General features: G+C 71.2%; 18 protein-coding genes. 11 read left to right on the forward strand and 7 right to left on the reverse strand.

Features of this window, described 5'->3' with window-relative positions; translation table 11 throughout:
• Positions 1–5 precede the first annotated feature (5 nt).
• On the forward strand, positions 6–1,742 hold the full coding sequence (gene treZ, locus HC028_RS18270; protein WP_168078571.1) for a malto-oligosyltrehalose trehalohydrolase: 1,737 nt from the start codon (positions 6–8) through the stop codon (positions 1,740–1,742).
• Positions 1,743–1,754: 12 nt separating this feature from the next.
• Here the strand turns inward: treZ and HC028_RS18275 are convergent, their stop codons facing one another.
• The 4 genes from HC028_RS18275 to HC028_RS18290 all read right to left on the reverse strand — a co-directional run bounded on the left by HC028_RS18275 (position 1,755) and on the right by HC028_RS18290 (position 5,198).
• Positions 1,755–2,771 (reverse strand): glycosyltransferase family 32 protein, encoded by a 1,017-nt coding sequence (locus HC028_RS18275; RefSeq protein WP_168078572.1) that lies wholly within the window; start codon positions 2,769–2,771, stop codon positions 1,755–1,757.
• Positions 2,772–2,792: 21 nt separating this feature from the next.
• Positions 2,793–3,773, reverse strand: a complete 981-nt coding sequence (locus tag HC028_RS18280) for an aldo/keto reductase (RefSeq protein WP_168078573.1) — start codon at positions 3,771–3,773, stop codon at positions 2,793–2,795.
• A 54-nt stretch (positions 3,774–3,827) separates the two neighbouring features.
• A complete protein-coding gene (locus tag HC028_RS18285; RefSeq protein ID WP_168078574.1) occupies positions 3,828–4,493 on the reverse strand; it encodes an MOSC domain-containing protein in 666 nt (221 codons plus the stop codon).
• Positions 4,494–4,640: 147 nt separating this feature from the next.
• Positions 4,641–5,198 carry a hypothetical protein gene (locus HC028_RS18290; RefSeq protein WP_168078575.1) on the reverse strand — a complete coding sequence of 186 codons (558 nt, stop codon included), beginning with the start codon at positions 5,196–5,198 and terminating at the stop codon, positions 4,641–4,643.
• A 132-nt stretch (positions 5,199–5,330) separates the two neighbouring features.
• Between HC028_RS18290 and HC028_RS18295 the strand changes: the two genes are divergently transcribed.
• The 4 genes from HC028_RS18295 (at position 5,331) to HC028_RS18310 (ending at position 9,570) form a co-directional block, all read left to right on the forward strand.
• Positions 5,331–6,641 (forward strand): efflux RND transporter periplasmic adaptor subunit, encoded by a 1,311-nt coding sequence (locus HC028_RS18295; RefSeq protein ID WP_168078576.1) that lies wholly within the window; start codon positions 5,331–5,333, stop codon positions 6,639–6,641.
• A 70-nt stretch (positions 6,642–6,711) separates the two neighbouring features.
• Positions 6,712–7,434, forward strand: a complete 723-nt coding sequence (locus tag HC028_RS18300) for a response regulator transcription factor (protein WP_203981339.1) — start codon at positions 6,712–6,714, stop codon at positions 7,432–7,434.
• A complete protein-coding gene (locus HC028_RS18305; protein ID WP_203981338.1) occupies positions 7,424–8,935 on the forward strand; it encodes a sensor histidine kinase in 1,512 nt (503 codons plus the stop codon). Before HC028_RS18300 ends, HC028_RS18305 begins: the two co-directional genes overlap by 11 nt.
• A 158-nt stretch (positions 8,936–9,093) precedes the next feature.
• Positions 9,094–9,570, forward strand: a complete 477-nt coding sequence (locus tag HC028_RS18310; protein WP_239075496.1) for an NUDIX domain-containing protein — start codon at positions 9,094–9,096, stop codon at positions 9,568–9,570.
• A gap of 64 nt (positions 9,571–9,634) precedes the next feature.
• Here the strand turns inward: HC028_RS18310 and HC028_RS18315 are convergent, their stop codons facing one another.
• Positions 9,635–10,849, reverse strand: a complete 1,215-nt coding sequence (locus HC028_RS18315) for an acyl-CoA dehydrogenase family protein (RefSeq protein WP_239075485.1) — start codon at positions 10,847–10,849, stop codon at positions 9,635–9,637.
• Positions 10,846–11,634, reverse strand: a complete 789-nt coding sequence (locus HC028_RS18320) for a DapH/DapD/GlmU-related protein (protein ID WP_275408253.1) — start codon at positions 11,632–11,634, stop codon at positions 10,846–10,848. Before HC028_RS18320 ends, HC028_RS18315 begins: the two co-directional genes overlap by 4 nt.
• Before the next feature lie 151 nt (positions 11,635–11,785).
• Here HC028_RS18320 and HC028_RS18325 point away from each other — a divergent pair, with 151 nt between their 5' ends.
• The 6 genes from HC028_RS18325 (at position 11,786) to HC028_RS18350 (ending at position 17,856) form a co-directional block, all read left to right on the forward strand.
• The gene (locus HC028_RS18325; RefSeq protein WP_168078577.1) at positions 11,786–13,150 is read left to right on the forward strand and encodes a helix-turn-helix domain-containing protein; all 1,365 of its coding nucleotides are present in this window, start codon (positions 11,786–11,788) and stop codon (positions 13,148–13,150) included.
• Between the two features lie 230 nt (positions 13,151–13,380).
• A complete protein-coding gene (locus tag HC028_RS18330) occupies positions 13,381–14,727 on the forward strand; it encodes an efflux RND transporter periplasmic adaptor subunit (RefSeq protein ID WP_168078578.1) in 1,347 nt (448 codons plus the stop codon).
• Complete coding sequence (locus HC028_RS18335; protein WP_168078579.1) at positions 14,724–15,446, forward strand: ABC transporter ATP-binding protein; 723 nt, start codon at positions 14,724–14,726, stop codon at positions 15,444–15,446. Before HC028_RS18330 ends, HC028_RS18335 begins: the two co-directional genes overlap by 4 nt.
• Positions 15,443–16,651, forward strand: coding sequence for an ABC transporter permease (locus HC028_RS18340; protein WP_168078580.1), 1,209 nt, complete (start codon positions 15,443–15,445; stop codon positions 16,649–16,651). The genes HC028_RS18335 and HC028_RS18340 overlap by 4 nt, the downstream gene beginning before the upstream one ends.
• Before the next feature lie 9 nt (positions 16,652–16,660).
• A complete protein-coding gene (locus tag HC028_RS18345) occupies positions 16,661–17,206 on the forward strand; it encodes a DUF5666 domain-containing protein (RefSeq protein WP_239075484.1) in 546 nt (181 codons plus the stop codon).
• 2 nt (positions 17,207–17,208) lie between these two features.
• Positions 17,209–17,856: a response regulator transcription factor gene (locus HC028_RS18350; RefSeq protein WP_203981337.1), complete on the forward strand. Its 648-nt coding sequence runs from the start codon at positions 17,209–17,211 to the stop codon at positions 17,854–17,856.
• On the opposite strand, the gene HC028_RS18355 is transcribed toward HC028_RS18350, so the two are convergent.
• The gene (locus tag HC028_RS18355) at positions 17,845–18,009 is read right to left on the reverse strand and encodes a hypothetical protein (RefSeq protein WP_275941328.1); all 165 of its coding nucleotides are present in this window, start codon (positions 18,007–18,009) and stop codon (positions 17,845–17,847) included. The two genes, HC028_RS18350 and HC028_RS18355, sit on opposite strands and share 12 nt — an antisense overlap.
• Positions 18,010–18,174 lie beyond the last annotated feature (165 nt).

Below are 18,174 nucleotides of genomic sequence, written 5' to 3' on the forward strand. Positions count from 1 at the left end.
CCACGATGACCGAGTTCCGAGTGTGGGCGCCGCAGGCGTCCCGGGTACGCCTGCGCGCGTGCGGCGGCGACCACGACATGCGGGCCGAGGGGCGGGGCTGGTGGCGGGCCGAGGTGGCCGGCGCCGGCCCGGGCACCGACTTCGCGTACCTGCTCGACGACGCTGACGAGCCGCTGCCCGACCCCCGCTCCGCGTGGCAGCCGGCGGGCGTACACGGCCCGAGCCGACTGTACGACCACGGCGCGTTCGGATGGACCGACGCCGACTGGACCGGACGGGCGCTGCCCGGCAGCGTCCTCTACGAACTGCACATCGGCACGTTCACACCGGAGGGCACGTTCGACGCCGCCATCGATCGCCTCGACCACCTCGTCGAACTCGGCGTCGACCTGGTCGAACTGCTGCCGGTGAACGCGTTCAACGGCGAGCACAACTGGGGCTACGACGGCGTGTGCTGGTACGCCCCGCACGAGCCGTACGGCGGCCCCGACGGCCTGAAGCGGTTCGTCGACGCCTGCCACGCGCGTGGCCTCGGCGTGATCATCGACGCGGTCTACAACCACTTCGGCCCGTCCGGCGCCTACGCCCCGATGTTCGGCCCGTACCTCGGTGCGGGGGCCAACACGTGGGGCGCGTCGCTCAACCTCGACGGTCCGGACAGCGAAGAGGTCCGCCGGTACATCATCGACAGCGCCCTGATGTGGCTGCGCGACTACCACGCCGACGGGCTGCGCCTGGACGCCGTGCACGCGCTCGTCGACCACGGCGCGGTCCACCTGCTCGAACAGCTCGCGATCGAGGTCGAGTCGCTCGCCACCCACCTCGGCCGGCCGCTGACGCTGATCGCCGAGTCCGACCTGAACGACCCGCAGATCGTGACCCCCCGTGAGGCCGGCGGGCACGGCCTGCACGCCCAGTGGGACGACGACGTCCACCACGCGCTACACGCGCTGCTCACCGGTGAGCGGCAGGGCTACTACTCCGACTTCGGCTCGCTGGAGTGCCTCGAGACCGTCCTGGAGGGCGCGTTCTTCCACGCCGGTACCTGGTCCAGCTTCCGGGGGCGCCGCCACGGCCGCCCGGTGGACCGGTCCCGCCTGCCCGGCCACCGGTTCGTCGCGTACCTGCAGAACCACGACCAGATCGGCAACCGGGCGCAGGGCGACCGGCTGCCGGCGACCGTGTCGAGCGGGCTGCTGCGGATCGGTGCCACGCTGTTGATGACCGGCCCGTTCACGCCGATGCTGTTCATGGGTGAGGAGTGGTCCGCGGGTACTCCCTGGCAGTTCTTCACCAGCCACCCGGAGCCCGATCTCGCCGCGGCGGTCGCCGGTGGGCGGCGGCGCGAGTTCGCCGAGCACGGCTGGCCGGCGGGCGACGTGCCGGACCCGCAGGCGCCCGAGACGTTCCGGGACTCCAAACTGGACTGGTCGGAGCTGGACAAGCCCGCGCACGCCGAGATGCTCGACCTCTACCGGCGGCTGATCACGCTGCGCAAGGCCGTCCCTGATCTGTCCGATCCGTGGTTGGACCGGGTCAAGGTCGCGCACGGGGACCAGTTCGTGACCGTGCAGCGGGGCAGCTGCGTGGTGGTGGCGAACCTCGCGGGTGACCGCCAGCGGATCTCGCTGCCGGGACGGGCGGCGACGGTATTGCTCGCGACCGAGGCCGGCGTGACGCTGAGCTCGAGCGCGGTGGAGCTGCCGGGCGAGTCTGCGGCGGTGATCAGGCTCAACGGATGAGTAGGACGTTGCTCAGATCCCGGTGGACCCGACCCAGGACCTGGCCCAGTGATGGGCCGCGTACGCCTGCGGAAAGTGCTCGCCGGCCCGGTGCGGCTCGGTCGGACGGTACGGGTAGAACAGTTCCGGACCGAAGACGGTCGGCACTTCCCGGCCCAGCGCCTCCTGCTCGACCAGTACCCGACTGAAGAACTCCGGCCCGGTCTGCTCATTCGGCGGTCGACCCGGCCGCCAGGCGACCGCGTCGGGCAGCGCCGCGACCACCGCGGCGAAGAACGGGTGCCTGGGCACGCAGCCGAGTACGCCAATGGCGACCCAGCAGGCGTCCTCCCGGGCAGCGAACGCGCGTACGCCGGCCAGCAGCGGCTCGATGCAGCGGTAGCACTCGAAGTCGGTGTCGAGGTAGACGCCGCCGTACGTCAGCAGCAGTTCGTACCGCAGGATGTCGGCCTTCTGCGCGGGTGAGGTGGCGGCGGCGAACTCCGCCCGGTTGACCAGCGGCGGCAGGTTGCCCTCGTGCCAGAGCCGCATCTCCCAGCCCGGGTGGCGCTCGGCCCAGGTCTCGCCGAACCGGCGCTCCCGCTCGGGCAGCGGACCACCGAGCCAGATGCGGTGGAACACGCGCGGAATCACCGGTTCAGATCCGCGCACGGTCACCGGACCGGGGTTATCGGTGCTCGACGGCTCGCCGGTCACCAGCCCGCGCAGCGACGAGGCCAGCGGGCCGGGTGGCAGCGGACGGGCGTGCCGGGTGGGGTCGTAGCGCTTCGGCGGGTTGATCGCCGCGACGACGTCGCAGGCCGCCCACAGGTCGCGCAGGTTGCGACAGCTGAGCGACTCCACCTGGCTGCCGGCCAGTTCGGCCCGCAGGGGCATTAGCGCCTCGTCCACCTGCGCGGAAGACGTGCCCGGCGGCGCGCCGACGACCAGGACGGCTGTTTCCGGCGGCACGCCGGACAGCGCCGCGATCACCTCGGGCAGCAGCGGCGACGAGACGCTGACGCCAATACGTACCGGCTCGCCTCCCATGCCGGTGCTCTTCCATGAGAGCTAGCGATTGACGGTGCTCATGTCGGCGTAGCGGTTGCCGGCGGTGAAGCCCTTCGGCGCGACCTTCTCGATGCGGGCCAGATCCTCCGGCGTGAGCCTGACGTCGAGGGCGCCCACGTTCTCCTCCAGGTACTTGATCCGCTTGGTACCCGGGATCGGCACGATGTCCTCGCCCTGCGCCAGCACCCAGGCCAGCGCCAACTGGGCAGGCGTGCAGCCCTTCTCCGCCGCGATCTCGCGCACCTGGGCGACCACGTCCAGGTTGCGCTGGAAGTTCTCGCCCTGGAACCGCGGGTGGTTGCGACGGAAGTCGTCTTCCGGGAGGTCCTCGGGGTGCTGGATGCTGCCGGTCAGGAAGCCACGGCCGAGCGGGCTGTAGGCGACGAACCCGATGCCCAGCTCGCGGACGGTCGGCAGGATCTCGTCCTCCGGGTCGCGCGACCACAGGCTGTACTCGGTCTGCAGCGCCGTGATCGGGTGCGTGGCGTGCGCGCGCCGGATCGTGGCGGGCGCGGCCTCGGACAGGCCCAGGTGCCGGATCTTGCCTTCCCGCTTCAGCTCCGCCATGGCGCCGACCGTCTCCTCGATGGGGACCGTAGGGTCGACGCGGTGCTGGTAGTACAGGTCGATGTGGTCGGAGCCCAGCCGCTTCAGGCTCGCCTCACAGGCCGCGCGCACGTACTCGGGCCGGCCGTTGATGCCCACCCACGAGCCGTCCTCACGCCGCTCGTTGCCGAACTTCGTGGCGAGTACGACCTCGTCGCGGCGGCCGGCGATCGCCCGACCGACCAGCCGCTCGTTGGTGAACGGCCCGTACATGTCGGCGGTGTCGAGGAAGTTGACCCCGAGGTCGAGCGCCCGGTGGATGACCGCGATCGACTCCCGCTCGTCACCTTCACCGTAGAACTCGCTCATGCCCATGCAGCCGAGTCCGATGGCGGAGACGGCGAGGCGGTCAGGACCGAGGTAGCGGGTCTGCATGAAAGCTCCTTCTGCGACGCGTTCGAGGCGTTCACTTACCCACTGGAGCGTTTGTCACTCCGCCGGCGCCTCGGCGACCCGCTTCTTAACCGTCTCCTTGACGCCCCGCGGGAGGGCGTCGGCGGCGAGCAGCCTGGGCAGCAGTTCCGATTCGCGGGTCAGCGCCCGAAACGTTACGCCTACCGTCACGTCGTGCTCGGGACGGCTGAGCACGACGACCGGATCGCCCGCACGTATCTCGCCCGGTACGACGACCCGCAGGTACGCGCCGGGCACGGCTCGGGCGGTGAACCGCTTGACCCACCCCTGTTCGGACATCCACTCGGCGAAGGTGCGGCACGGGATCCGCACGTCCGCGATCTCGAGGACGACCTCATCGCCGACGCGCCACCGCTCCCCGATCAGCGCGCCGGTGACGTCCAGCCCGGAGGTGGTGAGGTTCTCGCCGAAGCACCCGCTGGGCAGGTCCCGCCCCAGCTCGACCGCCCAGGCGTCCAGGTCCTCCCGGGCGTACGCGTAGACGGCCTGGTCGTCACCGCCGTGGTAGGCCGTGTCGAAGACCCGGTCGCCCTCCAGTCCGGTCAACCCGTTGCCCTTCGGTCCCGGCGCGCTCACCCGTACCGGTCGGGCCGCCGGCCGCTTGTCGATCCCGGTGACGCCGGGCGTCGTGACGGCGCTCGGTCGAGGCACGGCCAGATTTACCGAGAGCACTGTCGCCATGGCCACAGCCTATCCATCCACCCGTTCGGGTGAGGGCCCCGAAGCCGACCGGCGCGACTGCTACACCGCCACGGTGTCGACCACGAGCCCGGCGACGACGTGGAGCGGCGGCCCGTTCGTGACTGGTCGCGAAGGGCTGACGGCGGGTCAGGCGGACGGGCGCGGCGTCGGGCGGGTGCTCGGGCGCAGCGGCTCGCAGACCTTCATCGCCGCCGCGACCTTCGGATCGCCTGTGTCGAGTCCGTTCGGGCCGCCCGACATGGTCACGCCGTGGTCGGCGAGGCAGTTGCGGTACGCGGTGAAGGCACCGTTGCGGTTGCCGCCGTTACGCGGGCCGCCACCCGGCCGCAGCGACGCGCATGCCTGCTGCGCGTTCTGCCACGTCGTGGCGTCGACGCCGGGCGGCGGCTGATTGCCGAAGCCGAACCGGCCGCCGGCGCCGTCGGACGGGCGGGCGGTCGGCCGGCCACTCGGCCAGTCCGTCGGCCTCCCGCTCGGCCGGGGCCCGCGCGAGGGCAGCGTCACGCCGTGCTGGGACAGGCAGGTCGTGTACGCCTGCACTCCCGCCTGGCCCGGCGCGCTGCTCGGGGCGCTCGAACTCGCAGACGACGAGGACCCACACGCGGTGACCGCCCCCGCTGCGGCGACCAGCCCCAGCAACGCAGCGGTGACACGTACCCGGTTTCGCACTGTCGTCCAAGCCACGACCGCATCAAACCGACGGCTGCTGGATGTTGCGTCAGACGAACCTCGGAATCCGCTGGGAGATCGGATTTTGAGCTTTCTCCCAGCTACGCCCAAGGCAACAGGGAGCCGGGATGACCACACTGGCCCACCATGACACTCCGGCTACCGGCGCACCTGCGTGGGCGCGGACCCGCGCTGTGGCTGACGCTGGGCACGGCGGCCGTCGGCGCGACCGCGGTCACCGCCATCGCGTACGCGGGTGGTGGCGCGCCGGCGGCGGCCGGTCCGGCGACGGTACGGGTACAGCGCGGCGTGGTCGAGCTGACCTCGTCCGCGGCCGGCACCGTACAGGCCATGCAGAGTCGCGGACTGAGCTTCAGTACCGGCGGCACCGTGACCGAGGTCGAGGTGAAGCCGGGCGATTCGGTGGCGGCGGGGCAGGTGCTCGCCCGGATCGACAGCTCGGCGGCGCAGGACGACGTCAACACGGCGCAGGCGAGCGTCAACTCGGCCACGAACGCCTTGGCCCGCGCCCAGCAGACCACTACCCCATCGCCGTCCACCTGCCAGAACACGGCCGTCCGGGCGGCGCCCGTCGCCTACGTCGTCGCCGGGAGCGCCAGCCCGTCGACGTCCGCGTCAGCGTCGCCGTCCTCCTCGCCCGACCCGTCGCCGTCCGACATGCCGAGTCCCTCCGCGTCGCCGTCCCGACAGGGGCCGGGGTCGGGGTCGGGACAGACGAGCGGCCGGACGAGCGAGACGCCTCCCGGCGGCTGCGCAACCGGCGGCTCAGCCGGTGGATCAGCCGGTGGATCAACCAGCGGCCGATCCGGCTCCGGCGACAGCCTGATGTCGGCGGAGCAGCAACTCACCAACGCCCAACTCGCGCTGCAGCTCGCGCAGGACAGGCTCGCGGGTACGACCATCACCGCGCCGGTCGCCGGCAAGGTGCTCTCGGTCGCCGGTACGGTCGGCAGCCAGGAGACCCCGGCCAGCAGCGGCTTCATCGTCCTGGGCGGGGTCACCGACACCGGCGTCCGGGCCGAGTTCTCCGAGGCCGACGTCGCCCACCTCGCCGTCGGCCAGACCGCCACGATCACCCTGCCCAACCGGGACGGCGCCCAGGTCAAGGGCAAGGTCTCCCAGATCGATCCGGCCGGCACGACCTCGGGCCGGCTCGTGCGCTACGGCGTACTCGTGAGCTTCGACGAGGTACCCGCCGATCTGCTTCTCGGCCAGAGCGCCAATGTGACGGTGGTGACAGCATCGGCCCCCAACGTCCTCTACGTCCCATCGGCGGCGGTGACTTCGGTGACCGGAGACAACGGCGCCGTCACCGTCCGCTCGACCGGGCGTGACCAGCACCGGACGGTACGGGTGGGGCTGCGCGGCGACCAGTACACGCAGGTCCTCGAAGGTCTCCAGGGAGGCGATGAACTGGTGCTCCCCGGCTCCCGTTGACACGCAGACGATCAGGAGTTTCCCAGTTTGCTGTCAGCGACCGTCCAGGTCGTATCGATAGAACTGCCAGGTGCCAGCAACATTGACAGATCACGCGGGCCGGGTGCTCGTGGTCGACGACGAGCCCAACATCTGCGCGTTACTGTCGGCGACCTTGCGACTGACCGGCTACGACGTACGGGTCGCGGCCGGCGGGCACGAGGCGCTCCTGGCCTCCGCCGAGTTCGAGCCGGACCTCGTCGTCCTCGACGTGATGCTGCCCGACCTCGACGGTTTCGAGGTGGCCCAGCGACTGCGGGCCGCGGGCCAGCCGGTACCCGTACTGTTCCTGACGGCGCGCGACGCGGTGGAGGACCGGATCTCGGGCCTGGCGGTCGGTGGCGACGACTACGTCACCAAGCCGTTCAACCTGGAAGAGGTCGTGCTGCGGATCCGGGCGATCCTCCGGCGCAGCGGCGTGGGCTCGCAGGGCTCCGACACCAACGGCCTCCGCTACGCCGATCTCGAACTGGACGACGAGGCGCACGAGGTACGGCGGGCCGGCAAGCTGATCGAGCTGTCCCCCACCGAGTTCAACCTGCTGCGGTACCTGATGACGAACGCCGGTCGGGTGGTCAGCAAGGCGCAGATCCTGGACCGCGTGTGGAGCTACGACTTCGGCGGTGACGGCCGGATCGTCGAGTCGTACGTCTACTACCTTCGGCGCAAGATCGACACGGTCGGCCCGCCGTTGATCCACACCGTCCGCGGCGTCGGGTACTCGCTGCGCCTCCCCCGATCTGATGAGGCGTAGTTTCCCGCTCCGTCCCTGGCGGCGCTGGACCCTGCGGCGGCGGATGGTCGTCACCACCGCCGTCCTCGCCGCGGTCGCCCTGGTCGTCGCCGACGTCGCGGGCCTGACCCTGCTGCACTCACAGCTGGTCGGCAGGGTGGACGCCCAGCTCGAGGGGCAGGCGCGCGGCTTGTCCCGGATAGCCCAGCACCTACCGGACGGCAACCGGCAGCCCCGCCCCGGGCCGGGCTTCGGCGGTGGCTCGAGGGTCTACCTGTACGCCGCCGACGGCACCCGGCTCTACGCCTCGCCCGCCACGAGCAGCGACGAGCCCCTGCTGGGCGCGTTCACCGCGCTGAAGGCCCGGGCCGGTGCCCACCCCTTCACCGTTGACGGCACCGCCGGCTCCTGGCGGGTTAAGGTCACGGCGGCGGCGCCGAACGACCAGGAGTACGCCGTACACGCCGTCGCACTGCACGCGATCCAGGTCACCGAGCAGACGCTGATCCTCGTGGACGCCGCGGTGACCGTGCTGGTCCTGCTGCTGATCGCGCTGGCCGCCGCGTCGGTCGTACGCATCGGACTCCGCCCGCTGACCAGCATGGAGAAGATCGCCACCGAGATCGCCGGTGGTGACCTGTCCCGACGGGTCCCCGACACCGACCCGCACACCGAGTCGGGTCGCCTGGGTACCGCGCTCAACACGATGCTCGTACGCATCGAAGCGGCGCTGGCCGACCGCACCGCCTCCGAACGACGCCTGCGCCAGTTCCTCGCCGACGCGTCGCACGAACTACGCACCCCACTGACCTCGATCCAGGGCTTCGCCGAGCTGTACCGCCGTGGCGGCGCCCCACCCGGCCCCGCCCTCGACGAGGCGATGGGCCGCATCGAGGCGGAGGTAGGCCGGATGCGACTACTCGTCAACGACCTGCTGCTACTCGCCCGCCTCGACGAGGAACGGCCCCTGGAACGCCACCCGGTCGACCTGCTGGCCGTGGCCGCCGACGCCGTCCGCGACGCACACGTACGCGTACCCTCACGCTTCGTCCAGCTCGCCGCCCTCGACGACGACAGCGAGGCCTTCGAAGCCGTCACCGTGTACGGCGACGAACCACGCATCCGGCAGGTCGTCACCAACCTGCTGGCCAACGCGCTCCAGCACACCCCCGAGGACGCGGCGGTGACGATCCGGGTGGGCCGGTCAGACGGCGCCGTCCTGGAAACCGAACCCATCGCCGTGGTCGGCGCCGAGTTGCCGGCCGGCACGCCCGCGGCGGTCGTCGAGGTCACCGACACCGGCCCCGGCATGGCCGCCGACGACGCGCGGCACGTCTTCGAGCGGCTGTACCGCGCCGACCCCAGCCGATCCCGCCGCCACGGCGGCGCCGGACTGGGCCTGGCGATCGTCGCGGCGATCGTGCAGGCCCACGGCGGTCGCGTCGAGCTGTACACCGCCGCCGGCGCCGGCGCCCGGTTCCGGGTGCTGCTGCCCGGTACGGTCGAGGCCGGCGATGCGTAACACACGGCGATGGTTGACCGGCGCCACGTAATGGACTTTCGCAGGACCGTCACCGAGGAGCCTTCACGCCTCGCCGCATACCGCGGCATCTACATCGATCTCGGCGACTGGAGTGCGGCGCGGGGCGTTCCGTCCCGGGATAGCCTCCCCTGGTGACGATGCCCGCTAGTGACTACACCGCGACGCTGCCGCGCAAGCGGATGGGGTCGGCTGCGTTGTTGCGCGACCGCGACGGCCGGATCTTGCTGGTCGAGCCGACGTACAAGGACTACTGGGAGCTGCCCGGCGGTGCCGTCGACGGCGACGAGTCGCCGTATGACGCCGTGGCTCGCGAATTGAAGGAAGAACTCGGCTTGGCGCTGACGCTGGGCCGGCTGCTGGTGGTCGACTGGGTGCCGCCGCGTGCCGGGCATACCGAGGGGGTCATGTTCGTCTTCGACGGCGGTGTGTTGGACGAGGCGACTACCAACGCGATCCGCCTGCCCGCCGATGAACTGCGCGGCTGGGCGTGGTCGACGCTGGCCGAGGCGCGGCAGCGGCTATCGCCGCTGCTAGCCCGCCGCGCCGTGGTCGCGACCGAGGCTGTGAGCAGCGGAGGAACCGTCTACCTGGAAGACGGCAACCGAATCGTCTGAGCCCTTGCTGGCCGATGGCCCGGCCGCAAGGTAATCGGCCGGACCATCGGAGCGGGCGAGGTGGTCATGAGGTGATCGCCGGCGCTACCCGCCGATGGCCGGTGACCGGTTGCGCGCTGCCCGCAGCGGACCGGCGGAGGAGGCTGATGCCGCCGGAACGGTACAGGCTGTCGTGGATGCCGTCTGCGTACAGCAGACCTGTCAGGTCGGCACGGGCCTTCGCTACAGGGCTGGCCTGCCGGAAGCCGGACGCGCCCAGCAGGGGCGCAAGGTCGGTCACGGCCCGGGCAGCGGTGTCGACGCCGGCGGCCTTGCCAATGCGGGCAGCCAGGTCGGCGTACGGGTGGCCGGTCGCGGCGAGCCGGCTGGCGGTGATCGCCGCGAGCAGCGCGGCGGTGATCTCGGCGTGCGTGCGGCCAAGCGTGATCAGCGCATTATCGCGAATCCGGGGCAGGACGCCGGCCTTGTGCCGGGCGGCGAGGGCGTCGGCGACGAGGGCGTGCACGCCAGCGGCGGCGCCGAGCGCGGTGGCGGTGACCAGGGGCCGGAACCGGGTGAAGTGCTGCCGGAACACGGCCAGGCCCCCGCCATCCGGCCCGACCAGGTCAGATGCCGGGTCCACGGCGACGTCCCGCAGCCTCAGCACGCCCCAGGACCAGCCGTCCAGCCCGGACGGTTCGATCACCTCCCGGTCCAGCCCGCGGTCAGCGGCGTCAACGACCGCGGCGGCGATCCGGCCGTCGGGGTCGCGGAAGAACACCACGAACCCGGCCGCCTCGACCAGCCTCGACACCCAGCACTTCTCTCCGCACAGGCGCCACCGGCCGTCGCGGTGCAGACGCGCTCGGGTGGTGATCTCCTGGATGCGGGATCCGCCGTGCCGTTCGGTCGCGGCGATGCCCACCAGGTCGCCACGCGCGAGTCGCGCCCGCCAAGTCTCGGCGGCAGCCGGGGCGGCGTCGGTGAGGATCATCGCCCCGTGTCCGGGCCCGGTCACGTCACGCAGGTCCAGGTCGTGGGTGCCGGCGCAGAACTGGGCGAGGGTCTGCCACATCGCCGCCGTCACTGGGTCTGCAGGCGTGTGGTGGTCGTGTTCGGCCAGGTGCCGGCGCAACTGCAGTAGCCACCGGGTGCGGGCCGCCCGGTCAGAGACCGAGGGCGCGGCGCCGACCAGCTCGGCGAGCGCCGTCGACAGGTCGCGCAACCCATTCCATGCCGGGAGGTCCAGTTCGGGGAGGCTGGAGCGCAGCGGCTCCAGCCAGGTCAGCGCCGCGGTCACCGGGTCACCTGCCCGTGCTGGCGGGCGGGTGACCCGTAGACGACCGCGTCGGCGGGGACATCGCGGGTGACGACCGAGCCGGCGCCGACCAGTGCCCGGACGCCGACGGTGACCCCGGCGAGCAGGACCGCGCCGGATCCGATCTTGCAGCCGTATTCGAACACCGGTGGGTCAAGGATTTGCTCCTGATCGGGATCGCGCCAGATCAGCTGCTTGTCGTTGACGGTGCGCACGCCAGCCCCGATGAACACGCGATCAGCGATGACGGTGTCCGCGGTCAGGTGCGACCCCGGCGAGCAGCGCACCCCGTCACCGATGCGGGTACCGCGTTCCGCCGTCAGGTTGGCCGCGAGCTGGCTGCCGGAGCCGACTGTGACGTTGGTGCGCAGCAGGGTGTTATGGCCGATCGTGGTGTCATTGCCGATCCGTGCGCCGGCGTAGACGACTGCGCCGGCCCGTACAACCACACCGGAGCCGATCGCGGTGGTGTCACCAGCGCCCTGGTAGACCTGGCGCATCGCGTACCCGTACTCCGGCTCGCCGACGATCGCCCGGTGACCGATATGGGTGTCGTCACCGACCCTGGTGCCACCGTGGACCACGGTGAACGCCCCGAGCACGACCCGGGCGCCCAGCACGATGGGCCGCAGGGTGCCAAGCATGTCGGCCGGTACGAACACGGCAGTCGGGTGGATCCGACAGCCGTCGCCAAGCTCCAGCAAACCGGACTGGACCAGGTCCACCGCGGTGACCGCACTGTCCATGGTGGTGGTTGTGTGCATCATGGCCGCTCCCTCGTGTCACCGGCGGCGCACCCGCCCGGATGCGGGACGCTGCCGGCCTACAGTTCAGCCGGGGTAGCAGGCCGGTCAGCAGACCACGACGCACCATCTGCAAGCCGATTGCACTGCCCGCAACTCATCGGTCATCCTCAAAATGCCCGTCGTTGTGAGGGGGTGGGTGGTGCAGGCCGAGCCCGCTTGGACGGCGGTACCCGCCGTAGCCGCGTCCGCCGCGTCCGGCGACATCGGGGCGCTGCTGCGCCTCGCCCGCACCGCCGCCGGGCTCACCCTCGAAGAAGCTGGTCGGCTCGCCGGCTACTCCGCCGCGACGATGTCGCGGTTCGAGACCGGCCGCCGTCGCGACTGGACCATTGCCGAGTTGCGCCGGCTGGCGGAGGTGTACGGGATTCCGCCGCACTTGCTCGGGCTGGCCACATCCTCTCCACCTGGAACGCCCACCCCGGCTAGGGTGGTCGAAGCCCCGTCCGACGGTGGAGGTAACCGGATGCGTCGACGCGACCTGATCGCCGGAACCCTCGGGCTGACCGCCGGAGCCGGGTTGTTTCCCACCGACGCCGCCGCCAACACGGTCTCCACCATTGAGGATGTGATCTTCGGCCGGGCCGCCGCCGAACCGCTACCCAATGGCCAGCTTGCCGCGCAGATCGCGGCCGCGAAGGCCGACTTTCGCGCCTGCCGCTACAGCCAGCTCGCCCGCCGGCTGCCCCGGCTGCTCGCCCAGGCCACCGCCGGCCGCAACCAGGCCCCATCCGATCAGGTTGAAGCCGCCTCGGGACGTCTGGCCCAGGCGTATTGCGTGGCCACCCAACTGCTGATCAAATTGCACGACGACGGCATGGCCTGGTCCACCTCCGACCGCGCGGTGCAGAACGCCCGAGCCAGCGGTGACCCGCTGGTCACCGCCGAAGCCACCCGCCTCGCCGCGACCGTGTTGCGCCGCAGCCGCCACCGCGACGGCGCGCAGCGCCTCGTGCTGCGAGCCGCCCACCAGCTCGACGCCGACACCGGACTGACAGACCCCCGGCAGACCGCCGTGTACGGGCAACTGCTCGCCGTCGCCGCCTACACCGCGGCGGCCCGCGACGACCGCGAGACCGCCTGGACCTTACTCGCCGAGGCCGAAGACGCCGCCCATCGCGTCGGCGCCGGCGATGCCGACCCGCTCAACGCGCTCGACCTGGCCGTCTACAAGATCAGCATCGCCCGGGTGCTCGGCGACTACGGTGCCGCCGTCGACTACGCCCGCCAGGTTGATCCCACCCGCATTACCGTCCCCGAGCGCCGCGCCCGCTATTGGGAAGACACCGCGCTGGCGTTGCACGGCCGCGGCCTGCCGACCGGCGCCTTCCAAGCCCTGCTCGCTGCCGAGCGCGACACTCCCCAGGAGCTCCGCTATCGGCCCTGGGCACAGAACCTGACCCAGGCGCTCATGTCAGCCGACACCCGCGGCGCCCTGCCCGGCATCCGCGACTTCGCCCAACGCATCGGCGTCGCCTGACCCAGACCGGGGCCCGCATCGTGCGGGCGCGGCTCGCCCTCTCGCAGCCCGAGGGTGGGGTATTGCTCGGCGATCTGACGCCTTCGCCGTACAGCCGAACTGACCCGTCTCGTCGCGCCGCCACTTCGGCATGGAAGGGACGAAGTTTCGCAGGAGGAGGCCAGCCGCTCCCAGCAAACTATGAGGGAAAGTCAATCCTGCTCTGAGCGCGCGCAGGCAGGATCTCGGCCATGTCCCTGTGGCGACGTCCATCGTTCCTGCCTGCCCTGCTGCGGCTGAACCCCAGCCGGCCGGCCCTGGTCGTCAACTCGGTGCTGGCACTGCTGCTGGCCTCCGGCGCGTTCCTGTCCTACCGCACCGTGGCGACCGCGAACACGGCGTCGTCGTCGAGCGGGGCGACGACGAGCCGGGCGATCCCGGTCACGCAAGGACAGGTGATCTCGTCCGTTTCGGCCAGCGGCAGCGTGCAGAGCGCGTCGACAGCGGCCGCGAACTTCGCCACCGCCGGTACGGTCACCGAGATCAACGTCAAGGTGGGTGACGCGGTCAAGGCCGGCCAGGTACTCGCGAGGGTCAACCCCACGACGGCGCAGGAGCAGTTGGCCGCGGCCCGGGCCAACCTGACGTCCGCCCAGCAGAGTTTGAGCCGGGCCCAGTCGGCGACCACGGTGGACGCGGCGACGGCCGCCGCCGCCCAGGCACAGGTCACCAACGCCCAGAACAGCGTGAACTCGGCCCAACGGGCGGTCGACGGCACGGCGCTCACCGCCCCGATGGACGGCACGGTGATCGCGATCAACGGTACGGTCGGCGGCTCGTCGGGCGGCTCCTCCGGCGCGAGCGCGAACGGCGGAGGCGCGAACGGCGGCAGCTCGAACGGCGGAGGCGCGAACGGCGGCAGCTCGAACGGCGGAGGCGCGAACGGCGGCGCCAGCAGCGGCGGATCGACGTCCGGGGGTACGACGAGCGGATCGGGCTCGACCGGCTTCATTCGGATCGCCGACCTGTCGAAGATGCAGGTCTCGGCCTCCTTCGCCGAGGCCGACGCCACCAAGCTGAAGGTCGGCCAGGCGGCGACCGTGACGTGGGCGGCCCTGTCCGGCGCCCGGGTGACCGGCAAAATCGCCACCGTCTCCCCCACCGCGACCCCCCAGAACAACGTCAACTCGTACCCGGTGACCGTCGACCTCGACTCGTTGCCCGACGGGGTGCGCATCGGCCAGACCGTGACGGTCACGGTGACGGTCGCCCAGGTCGACGACGCGGTACGGGTACCCGCGGCCGCCGTCCGCGGCACCGGCCAGCGCCACACGGTCGACGTGGTGACCGCCGACGGCAAGCACGAGACCCGGCAGGTCGAGGTCGGTGTCCAGGGCGATCAGTTCGTGGAGATCGCCTCTGGACTGGACCCCGGCGAGCAGGTCGCGATCACCATTCAGACCAGCACGGGCACCGGCAACAACGGCCGGTCCGGCGGCGGCTTCCCCGGTGGCGGCGGGTTCCCCGGCGGCGGTGGCGGCTTCTCCGGCGGCGGCGGCAATCGCGGTGGCGGTACGAGGGGCGGTGCCGGCGGATGAGCGCCACCCACCCGGTACTCGACGTCCGTGACCTCGTGAAGGTCTACGGTGAGGGCGAGGCGCAGGTACGCGCCCTGCGCGGGGTCAGCGTCACCGTGGAGCGCGGCGACTACGTGGCGATCATGGGCTCGTCGGGCTCCGGCAAGTCGACCCTCATGAACATCCTCGGCTGCCTGGACACCCCCACCTCCGGGCAGTACCTGCTCGACGGGGTGGACGTCAGCCGGCTCGACGATCGCCAACTCGCCCTGGTCCGCAACCGGCGCATCGGCTTCGTGTTCCAGGCGTTCAACCTGATTCCCCGCACCAGCGCACTGGCCAATGTGGAGCTTCCGCTGGCGTACGCCGGAATGAAGGCCGCCGAGCGGCGCCGCCGGGCCCGCACCGCGCTGGCCATGGTCGGGCTGGCCGACCGTGCCGACCACGAACCGAACCAGCTGTCCGGCGGGCAGCAGCAACGGGTCGCGGTGGCGCGGGCGCTTGTCACCGCTCCGGCCCTGGTACTGGCCGACGAGCCGACCGGAAACCTCGACACCCGGTCCACCGAGGACGTACTCGCGGTGCTGGACCGGCTCAACCACAGCGGGCGGACGATCGTGCTCATCACCCACGAAGACGACGTGGCCCGGCATGCCAAGCGGCTGATCCGGCTCGTCGACGGGCGGATCGTCCACGACGAGGTGCTGCGCGGAGGCACGACAGCGGCGGTGCTCGCGTGAGCCTCTTCGAGACGATCCGGTTCGCCATCCGCGGGGTGCTGGCCAACAAGCTGCGCTCCGGGCTCACCGTCCTCGGGATCCTGATCGGTGTCGCCGCGGTGATCCTGCTGGTGGCCGTCGGCAACGGCTCATCCAAGGCGATCCAGCAGAGCATCGAACGGCTGGGGACCAACACGTTGACCGTGAGCAGCGGCGGCGTCCGGCAGTCCACGAACGCGACCCAGAACACGTCACTGACGTCCGATCTGGTCGACGCGCTGGCCGACCGGAACGCCGCGCCCGACGTCACGAGCGTCTCGCCGGTCGTCACCAGTACACCCGCAGCCGCCTACGACGGGGTCGACCACACGTTCGGGCAGTTCATCGGTACGACCCCGACCTACCTGCCCGCCGCGAACGACACCGTCGCCCACGGGACGGCGTTCACCGCCGACGACGTCAAGGAGTCCCGCCGCGTCGTGGTCCTCGGCTCGACAGCCGCCCAGGCGCTGTTCGACCGCGCCGATCCGGTCGGCAAACAGATCACCGTCGCCGGCACTCTCTTCACGGTCACCGGGGTGCTCGCCGACAAGGGTGGCTCCGGGTTCAACGACCCCAACGACATCGCGATCGCCCCGGTCACCGCCGTCCAGGAGGCGCTCACCGGCTACGGCCCACTCAACCAGTTGCTGATCCAGGCCGGCGGACCGGACCGGGTGGACGCCGCCCAGGCCGAGGTGACCGCGATCCTCAACCAGAAGCTGCACGTGACCAACGCCGCGAGCCCGCCGTACCGAATCCTGAACCAGTCCCAGCTACTGTCGGCCCGTCAGGACAGCGCCAAGACGTTCACCGTCCTGCTCGGCGCGGTCGCGGCGATCAGCCTGCTGGTCGGCGGCATCGGCATCACGAACATCATGATGGTGACGGTCACCGAGCGCACCCGCGAGATCGGCATCCGCAAGGCGCTGGGCGCACCCAAGCGCACCGTCCTCACCCAGTTCCTGGTCGAGGCGACGGTCCTGAGCCTCATCGGCGGGCTGCTCGGCGTCGCCGCCGCCGTGATCGGCAGCCAGTTCACCATCGTCGGTATCAAGCCGGTCATCGTGCCCGCCTCGGTGGCGCTCGCCCTCGGCGTGTCCGTCGCGATTGGACTGTTCTTCGGCAGCTACCCCGCCAGCCGCGCGGCCGGCCTGCGCCCCATCGAGGCGCTCCGCTATGAGTGAGGACCCAAGGTGACGAACCACGAGACGGTGGAGCTTGAGCCGGTCGACCTGCTGAGTAACCCGTTCGCCGAAGACCTGAGCGCCGAGCTGGCCGCGCGGGCGCCGCGCCGGTACGCCACGCGCACCACGGCGGTGCTCGCCGGCCTGGTCCTCGCCGTCGGCGGGTTCCTCGCCGGGGCGCAGGTGCAGAAGCGCTTCGGTACGCCGGCCGCCGGCTCGACTCAGCTCCGTTCCACGCGCACCTTCAACGGCAACAACTTCGGCAGCGGCAATGTCGGCAGCGGGCGCCCGGGCGATACCAGCCAGGGCGGCACCACCCAGCAGTCGGGCGCCGCTTCGAAACTCACCACCGGCACCGTGAAGTTGGTCGACGGCGGCACCGTGTACGTGCAGACGGCCGACGGCAACGTCGTGACCGTACGGACCAACGGCTCCACCGCCGTACAGGTCAGCGGCGCGCTGACCGATCTGACCCCCGGCGCCCAGGTCAGCGTCGAGGGCGCGGCCAGCAGCGACGGCGTCGTCACCGCCACGAAGGTCACCAAGGGCAAATAGCGATGCGGGTCCTGGTGGTCGACGACGAGCCCAGCGTACGGGAGATGGTGTCGCGAGCGCTGCGCCTCGCTGGCCTCGACGTCGCGACCGCCGAGGACGGCTCCGCCGCGCTGGACCTGGTACGCGTTGACCCGCCGGACGCCATCGTCCTGGACGTGATGATGCCCCGCATGGACGGGATCGAGACCTGTTGCGCCCTGCGCGCCGAAGGCCACGGAGTACCGGTCCTCATGATGACCGCACGGGACAGCGCGCCGTACCGGGTGGCCGGCCTGGCCGCCGGCGCCGACGACTACCTGGTCAAACCGTTCGCGCTGCCGGACCTCATCGCGCGCGTACGGGCGCTGCTGCGCCGCCCCGCACCGAGCGCGGCCCTCGCCCTCGACCCGACCGGTCAACTGCTGATGAGCAACGGCCGCCGGGCCACGCTGAACACGATCGAGTACCGGCTGGCGGAGGCGTTCCTGGACCACCCGGGACTGGTGCTGGGCAAGGCCGCCCTCTTCGAGCACGTGTGGCACTACGACTTCGGCGGCGCGTCGACGATTCTCGATCCGTACCTGGACTCGCTGGACAGCAAGCTGGCCGCGCTGGGCTGGCGCCTGGTCACCGCGCCCGAGGGTTACGAACTACGGGCCCTACCCCACTAGCGCCCCGGTAGAACTCCTGCTCCATGGTGAACGCCGGGCCGAGTGCGGCCCGCCCAGGCGTTCGCGCACCAGTTCGTTCGCGAGCTGGTAGTACAGCGCGCTGCTCGCCCAGCTCATTCCACCGAGCAGCCCGATGGTCAACACAGTGATCATGGTTGCCCGCTCGAGGCAAACCATAAATAGATTTAAACCGGGTCGCCTCGGCCAAGTCTTGACGAACGATTTCAATGAACCAATTCTTGTCTGCACCACTGCGATACCAGCCGGTAACCAGGCGGTCGCGCCGGCGTCGGTCCCGTGGGCACCGCGACATTCCAG

Origin of the sequence: Planosporangium flavigriseum, assembly GCF_011947225.1 — a bacterium.
GTDB classification, from domain to species: Bacteria; Actinomycetota; Actinomycetes; order Mycobacteriales; family Micromonosporaceae; genus Planosporangium; species Planosporangium flavigriseum.

Bases quoted from the DNA above. Each gene is read 5' to 3' on its own strand.
- HC028_RS18330 (WP_168078578.1), top strand. From the start codon at position 13,381: ATGTCCCTGTGGCGACGTCCATCGTTCCTGCCTGCCCTGCTGCGGCTG.
- HC028_RS18275 (WP_168078572.1), bottom strand. From the start codon at position 2,771: ATGGGAGGCGAGCCGGTACGTATTGGCGTCAGCGTCTCGTCGCCGCTG.
- treZ (WP_168078571.1), top strand. From the start codon at position 6: ATGACCGAGTTCCGAGTGTGGGCGCCGCAGGCGTCCCGGGTACGCCTG.
- HC028_RS18355 (WP_275941328.1), bottom strand. From the start codon at position 18,009: ATGATCACTGTGTTGACCATCGGGCTGCTCGGTGGAATGAGCTGGGCG.
- HC028_RS18310 (WP_239075496.1), top strand. From the start codon at position 9,094: ATGCCCGCTAGTGACTACACCGCGACGCTGCCGCGCAAGCGGATGGGG.
- HC028_RS18305 (WP_203981338.1), top strand. From the start codon at position 7,424: ATGAGGCGTAGTTTCCCGCTCCGTCCCTGGCGGCGCTGGACCCTGCGG.
- HC028_RS18285 (WP_168078574.1), bottom strand. From the start codon at position 4,493: ATGGCGACAGTGCTCTCGGTAAATCTGGCCGTGCCTCGACCGAGCGCC.
- HC028_RS18335 (WP_168078579.1), top strand. From the start codon at position 14,724: ATGAGCGCCACCCACCCGGTACTCGACGTCCGTGACCTCGTGAAGGTC.
- HC028_RS18280 (WP_168078573.1), bottom strand. From the start codon at position 3,773: ATGCAGACCCGCTACCTCGGTCCTGACCGCCTCGCCGTCTCCGCCATC.
- HC028_RS18295 (WP_168078576.1), top strand. From the start codon at position 5,331: ATGACACTCCGGCTACCGGCGCACCTGCGTGGGCGCGGACCCGCGCTG.
- HC028_RS18350 (WP_203981337.1), top strand. From the start codon at position 17,209: ATGCGGGTCCTGGTGGTCGACGACGAGCCCAGCGTACGGGAGATGGTG.
- HC028_RS18325 (WP_168078577.1), top strand. From the start codon at position 11,786: ATGCCCGTCGTTGTGAGGGGGTGGGTGGTGCAGGCCGAGCCCGCTTGG.
- HC028_RS18320 (WP_275408253.1), bottom strand. From the start codon at position 11,634: ATGATGCACACAACCACCACCATGGACAGTGCGGTCACCGCGGTGGAC.